Raw genomic sequence first — 12,078 nt, 5'->3', positions numbered from 1 at the left:
GCGACCAAAAAAGATATAGTGGAAAGAGCGACCCATTAGGGGAACGCCCAACATTAAATTTAAAGGAATTAGTTTTCTACGGGGCTTAATCAGTAGTTCTTTAACCATAGTCTATTTTGGAATTTGCCCGCTGCCATTGCTTACTGTTCATAATTCTTTCTTGATTGCAATTGCCTAATATCTTAATACTAAATACTGATTTTCAGCTTCCTAATATTGGATTAGCGATTTTTTCAGTAGTTTTGCAGTCCCAAAATTTAAAGGATATATACTGTGCCTAAAATAGGAGACATTCAATTACCGGATTTCCCATTGTTGCTTGCACCAATGGAAGATGTTAGTGACCCACCCTTCCGCGCCTTGTGCAAGGAGCAGGGAGCAGATGTGGTGTATACCGAATTTATCTCTTCGGAAGGCCTTATTCGTGATGCCGCCAAAAGCGTCATGAAATTGGATATTTATGAAAAGGAACGTCCGGTGGGGATACAAATTTTTGGGGCCAACCTAGACTCCATGTTACAGTCTGTAGAGATCGTGGAAAAGTCAGGGCCCGATATTATCGATATCAATTTTGGATGTCCTGTAAAAAAAGTGGTGAGCAAAGGAGCTGGAGCCGGCATCCTGAAGGATATCGACTTAATGGTATCGCTGACCAAGGCCATGGTAGAACATACCAAGCTGCCAATTACGGTAAAAACCCGTTTGGGATGGGATTCCGATTCCATTAAAATTGTGGAAGTAGCGGAACGCTTACAGGATGTTGGCTGCAAGGCCATATCCATTCATGGGAGAACCAGGGTACAAATGTACAAGGGGGAAGCCGATTGGAGGCCTATTGCTGAGGTAAAGAACAACCAACGCATGCATATTCCGGTTTTTGGAAATGGTGACGTGGATACTCCTGAAATGGCCATGAAAATGAGGGATGAATACGGATTGGACGGAGCCATGATAGGTCGTGCTAGCATTGGATATCCTTGGTTCTTCAAAGAGGTGAAGCATTATTTTAAAACAGGGACCCATGCCGCCCCTCCAACTATGGAGGAACGAGTACAGGCAGCCCGTAGGCATTTACAAATGGCCATAGATTGGAAAGGGGAGCAATTGGGCGTTTTTGAAACCCGAAGGCATTATACCAACTATTTCAAGGGAATTCCCAATTTTAAGGAGTACCGCATGAAAATGGTCACCAGTGATCATTCAGTTGATGTGTTTGAAGCTTTTGATGAGGTTATGGAAAAATTCGGCGATTTCGAATTTATGGTTTAATGTGCTATTAATTTTTTATTGATTCTACTACTGGCAATCAGGGAAGCAATTATCCCCAATACAATAATAGTGGCCAAAACAATAAATACGTTGATCAATCCGTATTCTACAGGATAGGACAAGCTAGGCGTTATTTTTAACCATCCAAAGGCCAATTGTGACCATATTAACAAGGAACCCAGAAACACGCCAATAAGGCCGCCCAGTCCTGTTACCAAAATACCTTGTACAAAATATATTTTTCTAAGAGACTTTATGGTCGTACCCAAATTATACAAGGTCTTGGAGTTTTGCTGTTTGTCCAAAATCATCATAATAATGGCACCTACCACATTAAATAGGGCAATGATAAGTACAAGTGTAAAGATGAGATAGGTGGCCAGATTCTCCGTATTTAACATCCGGTGAAGGGTACTATTCAATTCCCGGCGATCCTTGAGAATTATTTGACCAGAAAAAATAGCTTCGATTTGTTGCCTCAGATCAGGAATATTGGCATCATTGTTCAATTTAAAGTTTATGCCGGATATCTGGGTACTATCTTTTTCCAGTAAAGCCCGGACCAATGGCAGATCCGCAAAAATATATTTTCGATCTAACTCCTCTTCAATTTGATATATGCCACTTATGATAAGAGAGGTTTCATTATAGCTGTCCTTTAATAGGCGCTGTCCTAGGAGTCCCTTACCTGGTTTAGGAACACGAATAATTAGTGGACTTCTAAAATTATTGATGCTCAATCCCAAAAGATTAACGATTCCTTGTCCGGCAACCCCTTGTAATCCGTTTATGGCCCAATCTCCGTAAAAATACAGGCTACTATCAATAGGTGTGGTTTTTATAAAGGTTGAATCTATTCCTTTTATATAGGCAATATGTGCTTTTTGGTCGTGGGTCAGGTATACCTTTTCCTCAATTTCCTTGGAATAGGCAACAACACCCTGTAGTTGCTGAAGTTCTTTGTCCTGGGATTCCGAAACGCTAAAGAATTTACCAGTTAGTGGTAAAGCCTTTAGATCTGGATCAACCATGTTGGTATAGGAAAGGCTAAAGGTTTTCAGTCCCGCAAAACCGGAGAGCACAATAAATAAGGCTGCCGATCCAATAACGATGACCAGAAAAGTAATAAAATTGATGATGTTTACGGCATTTTGGCTACTCTTGGAACGTAAGTACCGCTTTGCTATGTATAAAGGGAAGTTCAATCTTATGATTTTTTCCTTTTCTCCAACAGGTCAGGATTCTTAACAGGATTTTCTTCGCCCTTAAGCGATTTTTCAATGCCGTCTATATATTCCAAGGAATCATCCAAAAAGAATAAAAGTTCTGGAACCCTTCTTAACTGATGCCTAGTACGTTGAGCCAGTTCGTGCTTGATCATGGGCTGGTTGGATTTAATTCCTTCCATTAATTCCTTGCCTTTGGTAGCAGGAAATATGCTCACATATATTTTGGCAATGGAAAGGTCAGAGGTGACCGATACCTTGGATACGGAAAGAAGCGTACCTTTTAGTCCACCATCGGTTGCCGCACGTTGTAAAATATCCGCGATATCTTTTTGTATTACCCCGCCTATTTTCTTCTGTCGTTGTGTTTCCATAGGGCAAAAATACGATATATTTATATAGATTCTATGATTGGGACCGGATTAGCCTTGGATTATGTGGAATGTAGTATTTTTGAGGTAGGGGGTGGGCAAGCCCTTTAGGCTATCCAATTAATTGATGGGGAGGCGGCGAAAATAGCCAAGACCCAAATATATTGGTAAAGGTTAAATATGGTAAAAATGAACAAAATTGAACATCTGGGAATAGCGGTACATGATCTGGAAGCATCCAATGCTTTGTTTGAAAAAATACTGGGTGTGCCACATTATAAAATTGAAGAGGTGGCTTCAGAGGGAGTTAAAACGTCCTTTTTTAAGGCAGGTCCAAATAAGATAGAGTTATTACAAGCGACAGATGAGGATAGCCCCATAGCAAAATTTTTGCAGAAAAGGGGAGAGGGGGTACACCATATTGCGTTTGCTGTAGACGATATAGAAGCTGAGATAGAGCGTTTGGCCAAGGAGGGATTTACCATTTTAAACGCAACTCCCAAAAAGGGTGCCGACAATAAATTGGTGGCCTTTTTACATCCCAAGGGTACCAATGGGGTGCTGATAGAGCTTTGCCAGGAAGATCTTTTGGCAACTCCCCAAAGCGGTACGGAATGATATTTGCGGAGGTAGTGTATAATTAAGCCCAATTAAGCTTGTAATTTTGTTTGCAGTGTTGGAAAATAAGTAGTAATATTGCATCCGCAATTTGCGGTTCCCGATTGCTTTTTCAGATAAGCGTATTTGAAGGCAGAAGCAAAAAAGGAAATGGTCCTATAGCTCATCCCGATAGTTATCGGGAGGTTAGAGTACTAAAACGGTCCTATAGCTCAGTTGGTTAGAGCACCTGACTCATAATCAGGTGGTCCCTGGTTCGAGCCCAGGTGGGACCACGGAAAACGCTTGATAAGCCCTGTAAACACTAAGTTTACGGGGCTTTTTTCTTTTTAGGGGACGAATTAGGGGACGATAATTTTATTTTATACTTCTTCAAATATATCAATTGTTTCCTCTGTAGGTACTTTATTGTAGTTCTTTAATAATTGAAAAGCAACTCTATAAACCAATTCAACATTGACCATATTACCTAAAACTCGAAAAGAGGCAGTTTTAGTTTCTGGTAATTTTATTTGTTCAGGAAGTGATTGAACTCTAGCTCCTTCTTCTGGAAGAATATATCTCATATATTTTCCGATAATTGGAATTTGAGTTGAAACAGTTACTAATGATGGCAGATAATTATTCTTCTTAATTCTAACACCAGAACCTCTAAATTGAATTAGTTTATCATAGAATATACGTTGGGTGCCTGGGCAATTCCATTCGAATTTTTTCCAACTTTCTAATTTAAAATCTTTAATCTTATTTAAAGTTGTTTTAGAAATAAATTTTTTATTCTCTTTATAGAATGTTCTGTTATTGTAAATAAATTTTTGTTTCCAAGTAGGGGGAATACCTTTTTGAGTTTTAACATAGTTGGGCAATTTTTCAAACACTAGTTCCAAGCTATCGCAACTTTTTAGTGGATACCCATACATTCCTTTATATTTATGCCATTCATTTAATGGCAAAGATTCCCATTCAACGTCTAAGGGGTAGTTTGCACCAAATTCCATAGACCATAAAGGTCTATATGGCTCAACATCTTTAGGCAGTTCATTTAAAAACTCACCCCATGTATTTAATACATTTATTTTTTCTAACTCTAAATTTGAGTCAATTTCGTCATTATTCAATATTGAATCTACAGAATTTACATAATCTTCTTTTGGAGGCCATTGCATTTCCTCAATATCAATTGATTTCAGACTTCCAACAATAAAGATACGTTCCCTGTGTTGCGGAATATTTATTAGATGTGGTGAAAGAATTCTTTTATCAAAAAAATATCCTAATTCGTCTAATTTATGTGATATATAATTCCAAGTATTACCAGAATCATGCATTAATAAATTTCTAACATTTTCTAAAATAAAATATCTAGGTTTGTGGTAGCTTAAAATTTTTAATATTTCATCAAAAAGTTTACCTCTAGCCTCTTTCATTCCATTTTGATTCCCTGCTTTAGAAAATGTCTGGCACGGAAATCCAGCACACAATACGTCATGATTAGGGATGCTTTCAATACTTATTTTAGTTATGTCACCCTGGCAATCAATACCATAATTTTCTTTATATAAAGACCTTAAATCATAACTTAATTCTGATGCAAAGACACACTTATGTCCAAGTTTTTCCAGGGAAATGTGAAAAGCACCAATCCCCGCAAATAGGTCAATAAACTTCAACTTTTTTTCAGTCATTTATATTTGCTATTACAAAATCTATTATCCGAGTATTTAGTAGGTCATCCGAGATATCATAAAACTTCAAAATGCGTCCTCTATCAAAAACTATTGAATTTCCAAATTCTGAATGCACAGACCTCAATTTATCAGATTCTAAAAAATAAACCACGCTTAATAACGTCGTTGGAGGCTTAATGGCAAAAGTAATATACTCATCTTGCCACCTTTGATGTATTACTTTTTTCTCCTCGAAATGCTTTCCAACACAAGCTTGCCCTAAAATTATTAAATTGCCTGTATTCCTTATATCTAGAGGCTTGTATACAATGAAATCAACCCCATCATCCTTTGCCCTACCTGGAAGATTGTGATAAACGCCTGGCTTTTCAACAATTAGATTGGAGATTTCATTTAATCGCTCTATGGTAAGATTTGATCTTCCTTCACCAACCATAATTACTTTCGACCCATCACCTAAAAAATTCTTCACAGCGTTTGCAGAAATATCTTCAAATAGTTCAGCTGAACCATCTGCATTTGCATTACTACCGCCAGTTACCGATTTGTAAGATAAAAACCTGTGTATATATTTCTTTATATTCAGGTCTACATTATCCTTTACTTGTAAAATACTAAATCCGTTTTGAGGACTTAAAACATTTAGATTGTATAATTCAGCGAATCTATATTGAAGAGAATCTAATTGACGCTTTCTAAAGCTCAAAATATCCATTTCTTGTATTTCTTCATCCGTATACGTTTCACTCAAATATTCATCAATTATATCTTCAAAAACAATAATTGAATCTAGGAGTGATATTCTGTTTTCTATAACATCAATAGGACTATCCATACAATATCTATTTGTAATCAACAGCTATATTAGTGCTCTCTACTTTATCAATAACGTTGGCTTTATATATTCTAAGTAAATCTTCTCTATTGTCAGATTGAGTTTTTGACCAATTTTGTTGGATATGAGTCAGAGATTTGTGCACGGCAGAACTTGAGTTCCTAACGATATTATCATAAGAGTCGGACAGTAAAAGGGCGGTGTCTTTATCCTCACCTGATTCAAAAGCCTTTGTAGAAGTAATACTACTTAAAATAGGTTTAAGATATTTATTGATTTCCCTACTTTCTTTTATTGGTGGATTTACAGAAAAAACCCAAATTATGATGTTTTTAATTTCATTTTCTTTATTCTCGGGTATGATATTCTCGTAGTCTTCGGGGTCTAATCTTGCATAGCTAGAAATACCTATATAATCTGCGACAGGTCCTCTTCCTGTTTTGCCAAGTGCCACTTCAAGAAGTGAAAACTTATTGTCAATTGAAGCCTCTATTCTTGGGTCAGCCTCTATAATTTCTTGCATGTCCTTATATATGCAATATTTGTAAAAATGGTTTAAGACATCTGACCTTTTATTATTTGTTTCGTCAACAAATGCTGAAATGGCATCTGTTACTGTACCGTTTACAATACTTTCTTTTTTTAATAAAATCTGTTTATAAACGTATTTTGATTGCGCAAGAGGCTCCCAGCGAACAACACCTCCTAAATGCCTAACTCCTAAATATGCCGTAACACTAGCCCTATTCGCAGCTACAACGACGGGAATTGCTTGAAGGCTTTTGATTAGTTTTGCTGAGGCTGTATAATCTTCTCTTCTTCCCTGTGAAATACACTTATTCCTGTATTCTTCATCACACAATATTTTTATTGTGGTTAGCCTTCGATTTCCTTCTACAACAATAAAATTTCCTTCACCATCATTAGCCGGAATCGCGACCATTGGCTCAACAGGGAAGTAGCCGTTTTTTAGGATTGAATCTTTCAGGTCACTTATACCAAAATTATCATATATGAATTCAGCAAGGCTAACTTGAGTAATGTGGTTTGATATGTTTTGATGAATCCTAGGGTTTTCCTTATCTAAAAGTAATTTATTTAAAGGAATTGCGTCAATATTATTCATTACAAACGAGTTTATACAAACATATACAATATTTCATAAAGTATTATAACAACCAAGGGTATGCTGATGCAGAAAACTTACTTTTCCAAAAGCAACTTAAAGTTTCATGATGCCATAGATATCTTGAAACCACAACTTATTTAACTTGAAGTTAAACGGTTATTAAAATTAAATATCATCATAGTTACATACGCTTTTTCAATAGCGTTATGATAATAGCCATTTAGTTTTTTAGAAACCGACCATTTTAATTTGTTTATATCTAAGTCTTTTTGAATTAAAAATTGACTTTGCGTATTGCCCAATTCTAATATTGTAAGTATGCAAATTTCCCCTATTACGGTAACTTTAACGTTATCAAATATCCCTAATTTTAAATTTGGCCTACTCACTATAATTTTCAGGTTGTCGCAATTATGCTGAACTTTTGAGGAGTCCGTAGTTATATGAAGCCCTTTAATAATTTTGCTATTGGCTTTGTAGCTTGTTGGTTCTCCGAATTCGTTTTTTATTGTAAAATTTATATGTTTCATAGTGTTATTTTATTGCTTTGTTTTTATCGTCCAATCTTTTATAAAGGGGCAAAGTTTGTCTGTTCAGGTCAATCATTTTTATGTTTAGGGCGGGTTGGTTTCTTTCCCCAATAATCACAGTCTCCTTTATTACGGCTTTTAGGCGCTTAAATTGGTCCGTAAACTCCGTAGTAGTGTAAAAGTCTGTATACAGTTCAGAAACGCGCCTAGAACAGTTCCAGACCTGACATTTAAATTTTGCATTGTTCTTTGTAACGTACTTTGTTACGTAAGATGCGATTGACCTGATGTTACTGGAATTTAATTGTTTTACATCAAATGCGCTAGAGGGCTTGAATTCTTTTTCCCTAGGTTCTATCCCGTTCTTTTTTTGCAAGTCCAGCCAGTAGTTCCACCATTTATCTATTTTCCAATATTTATTGGTGATGATATGGAAATGAACATTGCCCTCGAATTCTGCGTTTTTGGTCTGTCTTTCCGCTACCCACACATATTGAAAATCGGTACTACGTTTTTTAACGTTGTCCAAGAATTTTCTAAGGACATCGACCGCTTGTTTGTCCTCTACCTTGTTCAGAAAGGTGAGGGTAACAAAACTTAATCGTTTATAGCATCGTGCAAAGCAGGTTATTTTCTTCCTGATTTTTTGCTTGGACCGCCTAGAGAGGGACCGCAGTTTTATTTTGCCATCATCCTTTTTTGGCTTGGGCCTGGGCTTATCCTTTTCGGGTTCTTTTTTTTTGCGTTGAAGCGCAGAGCCTGAAAATTCATCCTTGGGAACTACCCCAAATTGCCTAGTGGAAAAAGCTACGCTTGTTCCGTATGTATTCTTTACTATCATAATCTGAATCGTTGTACATTAATTAAAACCATTAAAAGGTTAATTATTAAAGGTTCTAATTGAAGGTGCGTTGTTTTAAAGGTTAAAAAAAAGAAACTATTCTGTGATGAACGGCGGAATGAAGCTATCCCTTTGGAATCTGCGCATAAAACTGCCAGTTCTTCTATTGTAGACGTTCATATATTGCCAATTGGGATGGCTCTTTTTTAGGAACATTGAAAAGCCGTTCAATTTGTGGACATATTGCCATTTTTTTGGCTTGGTTCCTTCTTCAAAAAATACGATAGCGGAGTAATCATTTTTCTTTTTTAACATGATAGCCCCCTTTCTTTTTTGGATGTTTGAATCATGTTCAAAGCACCGTTGACCTCTTCCAGTTTATAGAGAATTCTATTCCCTATTCTGTGAGCTTTAACTATCCCAGTTTTTGTCCATTCGTGAAGTGTTGGTAAGGAGATACAGAGAAGTTTTGCCGTATCTTTTCTTGATAAGAGTTTTAGCCCTTCCTTTTCAGGTTGTGGGTTCAAGTTCTTTAACTTGTTTTCAATAACTTCCTCAACAACTTTTTTGATGTCGGAAAGCTCCAAAGTACTCAACATTAATTTTGCCATGATTTAATTCTATTTTATTAAACAATGGCGCAAATATGATTTTATGATTACCTGTGGTAGTTAGTGGGGTAGCCACAACCTTATTTCTTTATTTTCTCTATGTCTTGGTTAATTGTTGTTGCAAGGTCGTTAAATCCCTCGTTTTTAAATAATTGGAGAACTTTTTTTAAATTGTTTTCGGTTCTAACTTCATTTTTGCCAGCAGATACATAAGATAGGTTCTTTCTAATGTTTTCTTCACCCAGTCCTAAAATAAGAGAAAGGACTTTGGCCATGTTTTTATTATTTTGATTTTCCCCAAAGTCAATTTTTAAATAATGGAGTGCCAATAATTTTTCTTTTTGGGATAGTGGTTCTTTTGCAGGTTTTTTGGTTTGGGCAGATTGTAGATTAATTAGCCATTCATAATATTGGGCGAATAGAATAGCTTCTTTCATTACGGCAATTAGAGGTTCATCATCATCAATATCAATTGGTACAAGTTCGTTTTCTTCAGTTACTCCCATTATTCCAAGCTCACATTCCCCGTGCATTAAATATTGATGGAAATAATTATTAAAGGAAACACGATTTCCAAAGTCCACAACATCGGAAAAACAACTTGTATCATAATTATAGTCTTTATCAAATGGCTTGAAATCGCGCCCATCGCTTGTAAAGACTTCAATTTGATTAATCTCATTTTTAATCAAATATTTAGTGTGTTTTACTTCGGTTAATCTTTCTTCAAAAGCCTCTATAAAATAATTTTCGGTTTCTTCTTGCATTAGTTGAAAAATGGATGGTTTAATAATTTATCTGCGTTTTGTTCTTGAGTTACCCGGATATATTGCATAAAGGAACGTTCTGTTTTATGTCCTGTAATCTTCATGATGGAAATTGCGGGAATATCTGCCAAAAATAAATTGGTAGCAAAACTTCTCCGCGCTGTATGAGTTGTAACTAAGTTGAACTTTTTTACAGCTTCTTTTTTCATAACACCACCTTTGGTAATGGTTGTTTCTACTTCATCCTTTAATTGTGCTAAACTAGCGACGTCTTTAAGATATTTGTTCATAACCTGATTAGTATACGCACTAGGAAGATTATTATTGTATTTTTTCAGGATGTTTTTTACAGTTTGGTGAAGTGGAATTGAAACTCGTTCTCCAGTCTTTTGTGTTCTAATTTGGAGCATAGATTTATCTGAAACAATATTTTCGGGTTTAATCTGTGTAAAATCAGAAAAACGCAAGCCAGTATAACAGCCAATTAGAAATAAATCCCTAACTTTTTCTAATCTAGGGCTAGAAGATAAATTTATTTTTTCCATTCGCTTTAATTCTTCAATATTTAAATAAATAGTGTCCGCTTCTTCCCTTAAGGTTTTAAATTTTCGCTTCTTGAATTCTAGGTTTTGATTATAACCTCTTTCAGTAGCTTCGTTCATAAATGATTTAATTGTCTTTATATGCTTGCCAACGGTGTTGGCGGAAAGATTGGAATCAACTGACAAATATGCTGTATACTGATTATAAAACTCCAATGTGATAGATTCAAAATCTACACTCTTGTTTATTTTTATAGCATATTCTTTTAGATACTTGAAAATGGTATTGTAGACTTTAATTGTACCTGATTTCTTGTTTAATTTGCTCTCTTCTATGTAGCCCTCAACAAAATCAAAAAAGGTCTTTTTATTACCCTGTAGAATGTTACCTGATAATTCAGCTTCAAGAGCCTTTTTTAGGATTTCGTTATTAGGCTGTATCCCGTCATTAAGTAATCTTCGAAAGGCATTATTCATGCCATTTTCTAATTTATCCAAACGGGAATTAAATTCGGGATATTCTATGAATTGTTTAGACTCTTTTGCTCTTTGCGCTTTAGGATTCCAAAACTTTGGATTTATCTTTTCCCCTGTCGAATATTTAAACCTCTTGTATTGATAATTGTAAAACATATAGACTAATGTTTCTATTTTTGAAGAAGGTTCTTTGAGTATAAATTTCGCTTTTGCCATGAAGCAAATATATGTAAAAAACTAAGTTAGGGGACGAATAAGGGGACGAATAATTTTAATTTGGTTTGTTTTTGGCTTGTTGCGGGTTGTGTATAAAGTTACTGTGTATAGGGGTTAAAAGCCTAGTATACAATAAAATATGATAAAATAGCATCAAGATATAAGGGGTCCAGGTGGGACCACCAGACCATAAGTCCAACTTATTAATTTAGGTTGGACTTTTTCTTTTTAGCCCAGTAAACATAGGGTTTTGGGGAGAATAGTATAGGATCAAGAACAATTGTTGTGTTTATGCAAATATTGTAGTTAATCTATAAAGGAAGAATTCTATGTTTTTGACTCCTCTGAATTGAGCCCTAAAGGCTTTTATTTTTGCATTGAATGATTCTGCCGAAGCATTGGTGCTCCTGTTTATAAAATAATTGAGGATAGACCTATAGTTGAGGGATATTGTGTTGGCAATGGTATTGAAGGCCCTGAAGCCTGTGTTTTCCACGTCCTTGTACCAATGTGCCAGCTTGGTATATGCCGTTTGTATAGAGGTTGCCGTATTGAATATGTTTCTGAGCCCCTGGACCAGGTCAAAGGCAATTTTTATATCGGGATATTGATCGAACAATATTTTACTTCTCTCGGATTGGTTCCGGGTCCAATTGTTGGGCGATTTATAAAGGAGGTACCTACTTCTGGCCAAGAGTTGTTTTCTGGTGTCCCCATTGCTGAATTCTTTTGGGACGAATGTCCCGTTCTTTGCCCTTGCCCGTTTTATCTGTTCGTTCTCTAGGTCTATGGCGTCCCATCTGTGCTTGATCCGGATATCCTGAAGGGCTTCCAGTGCCAGCTTCTGTACGTGGAAGCGATCGGTGACCTGTATTGCCTTAGGGAAGCACTTCTTGGCGATGGTCTTCATCGAGTTCGCCATATCCAGGGTGATTTCCTTGACCGTTGCCCTTTTCTT

At 36.1% G+C, this 12,078-nt stretch carries 14 protein-coding genes and 1 tRNA gene; 3 read left to right on the top strand and 12 right to left on the bottom strand.

All coding sequences use genetic code 11. The features are described 5' to 3' along the window. Positions 1-273 precede the first annotated feature (273 nt). Positions 274-1,269 carry a tRNA dihydrouridine synthase DusB gene (gene dusB / locus MWU78_RS00075; RefSeq protein ID WP_246993789.1) on the top strand — a complete coding sequence of 332 codons (996 nt, stop codon included), beginning with the start codon at positions 274-276 and terminating at the stop codon, positions 1,267-1,269. On the opposite strand, the gene MWU78_RS00070 is transcribed toward dusB, so the two are convergent. Next, on the bottom strand, positions 1,266-2,474 hold the full coding sequence (locus tag MWU78_RS00070; RefSeq protein ID WP_246993787.1) for an FtsX-like permease family protein: 1,209 nt from the start codon (positions 2,472-2,474) through the stop codon (positions 1,266-1,268). The two genes, dusB and MWU78_RS00070, sit on opposite strands and share 4 nt — an antisense overlap. Before the next feature lie 2 nt (positions 2,475-2,476). Next, positions 2,477-2,869 carry a 30S ribosome-binding factor RbfA gene (gene rbfA / locus MWU78_RS00065; protein WP_246993785.1) on the bottom strand — a complete coding sequence of 131 codons (393 nt, stop codon included), beginning with the start codon at positions 2,867-2,869 and terminating at the stop codon, positions 2,477-2,479. A 186-nt stretch (positions 2,870-3,055) separates the two neighbouring features. Here rbfA and mce point away from each other — a divergent pair, with 186 nt between their 5' ends. Together mce and MWU78_RS00055 are read left to right on the top strand one after the other, a co-directional pair. Then, complete coding sequence (gene mce / locus MWU78_RS00060; RefSeq protein WP_246993783.1) at positions 3,056-3,484, top strand: methylmalonyl-CoA epimerase; 429 nt, start codon at positions 3,056-3,058, stop codon at positions 3,482-3,484. 201 nt (positions 3,485-3,685) lie between these two features. After that, positions 3,686-3,759 (top strand) — tRNA-Ile (locus MWU78_RS00055). Positions 3,760-3,846: 87 nt separating this feature from the next. Here the strand turns inward: MWU78_RS00055 and dcm are convergent. The 10 genes from dcm to MWU78_RS00005 form a co-directional block, all read right to left on the bottom strand. Next, entirely contained in the window at positions 3,847-5,169 is a 1,323-nt protein-coding gene (gene dcm, locus MWU78_RS00050) for a DNA (cytosine-5-)-methyltransferase (RefSeq protein ID WP_246993781.1), read from the bottom strand. Further along, positions 5,162-6,007: a hypothetical protein gene (locus MWU78_RS00045; protein ID WP_246993779.1), complete on the bottom strand. Its 846-nt coding sequence runs from the start codon at positions 6,005-6,007 to the stop codon at positions 5,162-5,164. Before MWU78_RS00045 ends, dcm begins: the two co-directional genes overlap by 8 nt. Before the next feature lie 7 nt (positions 6,008-6,014). Continuing rightward, on the bottom strand, positions 6,015-7,133 hold the full coding sequence (locus MWU78_RS00040) for a hypothetical protein (protein WP_246993777.1): 1,119 nt from the start codon (positions 7,131-7,133) through the stop codon (positions 6,015-6,017). Between the two features lie 140 nt (positions 7,134-7,273). Next, the gene (locus MWU78_RS00035; protein WP_246993775.1) at positions 7,274-7,666 is read right to left on the bottom strand and encodes a hypothetical protein; all 393 of its coding nucleotides are present in this window, start codon (positions 7,664-7,666) and stop codon (positions 7,274-7,276) included. A gap of 4 nt (positions 7,667-7,670) precedes the next feature. Further along, positions 7,671-8,507, bottom strand: coding sequence for a hypothetical protein (locus MWU78_RS00030; protein ID WP_246993773.1), 837 nt, complete (start codon positions 8,505-8,507; stop codon positions 7,671-7,673). Between the two features lie 96 nt (positions 8,508-8,603). Then, positions 8,604-8,822, bottom strand: a complete 219-nt coding sequence (locus MWU78_RS00025) for a hypothetical protein (RefSeq protein WP_246993771.1) — start codon at positions 8,820-8,822, stop codon at positions 8,604-8,606. Further along, positions 8,816-9,118: a helix-turn-helix domain-containing protein gene (locus MWU78_RS00020; RefSeq protein WP_246993769.1), complete on the bottom strand. Its 303-nt coding sequence runs from the start codon at positions 9,116-9,118 to the stop codon at positions 8,816-8,818. Before MWU78_RS00020 ends, MWU78_RS00025 begins: the two co-directional genes overlap by 7 nt. A gap of 80 nt (positions 9,119-9,198) precedes the next feature. Continuing rightward, complete coding sequence (locus MWU78_RS00015; protein ID WP_246993766.1) at positions 9,199-9,885, bottom strand: hypothetical protein; 687 nt, start codon at positions 9,883-9,885, stop codon at positions 9,199-9,201. Beyond that, on the bottom strand, positions 9,885-11,120 hold the full coding sequence (locus MWU78_RS00010) for a site-specific integrase (protein ID WP_246993764.1): 1,236 nt from the start codon (positions 11,118-11,120) through the stop codon (positions 9,885-9,887). The genes MWU78_RS00015 and MWU78_RS00010 overlap by 1 nt, the downstream gene beginning before the upstream one ends. Positions 11,121-11,409: 289 nt before the next feature. Next, the coding region (locus tag MWU78_RS00005; RefSeq protein WP_246993762.1) for a transposase at positions 11,410-12,078 on the bottom strand (669 nt) is incomplete at its 5' end.

The organism is Arenibacter sp. F26102 (assembly GCF_023015865.1).
Classification (GTDB): Bacteria; Bacteroidota; Bacteroidia; order Flavobacteriales; family Flavobacteriaceae; genus Arenibacter.
This window is presented reverse-complemented; position numbering and strand designations above follow the sequence as displayed.

Bases quoted from the DNA above. Each gene is read 5' to 3' on its own strand.
- rbfA (WP_246993785.1), bottom strand. From the start codon at position 2,869: ATGGAAACACAACGACAGAAGAAAATAGGCGGGGTAATACAAAAAGAT.
- mce (WP_246993783.1), top strand. From the start codon at position 3,056: ATGAACAAAATTGAACATCTGGGAATAGCGGTACATGATCTGGAAGCA.
- dcm (WP_246993781.1), bottom strand. From the start codon at position 5,169: ATGACTGAAAAAAAGTTGAAGTTTATTGACCTATTTGCGGGGATTGGT.
- MWU78_RS00045 (WP_246993779.1), bottom strand. From the start codon at position 6,007: ATGGATAGTCCTATTGATGTTATAGAAAACAGAATATCACTCCTAGAT.
- MWU78_RS00040 (WP_246993777.1), bottom strand. From the start codon at position 7,133: ATGAATAATATTGACGCAATTCCTTTAAATAAATTACTTTTAGATAAG.
- MWU78_RS00035 (WP_246993775.1), bottom strand. From the start codon at position 7,666: ATGAAACATATAAATTTTACAATAAAAAACGAATTCGGAGAACCAACA.
- MWU78_RS00030 (WP_246993773.1), bottom strand. From the start codon at position 8,507: ATGATAGTAAAGAATACATACGGAACAAGCGTAGCTTTTTCCACTAGG.
- MWU78_RS00025 (WP_246993771.1), bottom strand. From the start codon at position 8,822: ATGTTAAAAAAGAAAAATGATTACTCCGCTATCGTATTTTTTGAAGAA.
- MWU78_RS00020 (WP_246993769.1), bottom strand. From the start codon at position 9,118: ATGGCAAAATTAATGTTGAGTACTTTGGAGCTTTCCGACATCAAAAAA.
- MWU78_RS00015 (WP_246993766.1), bottom strand. From the start codon at position 9,885: ATGCAAGAAGAAACCGAAAATTATTTTATAGAGGCTTTTGAAGAAAGA.
- MWU78_RS00010 (WP_246993764.1), bottom strand. From the start codon at position 11,120: ATGGCAAAAGCGAAATTTATACTCAAAGAACCTTCTTCAAAAATAGAA.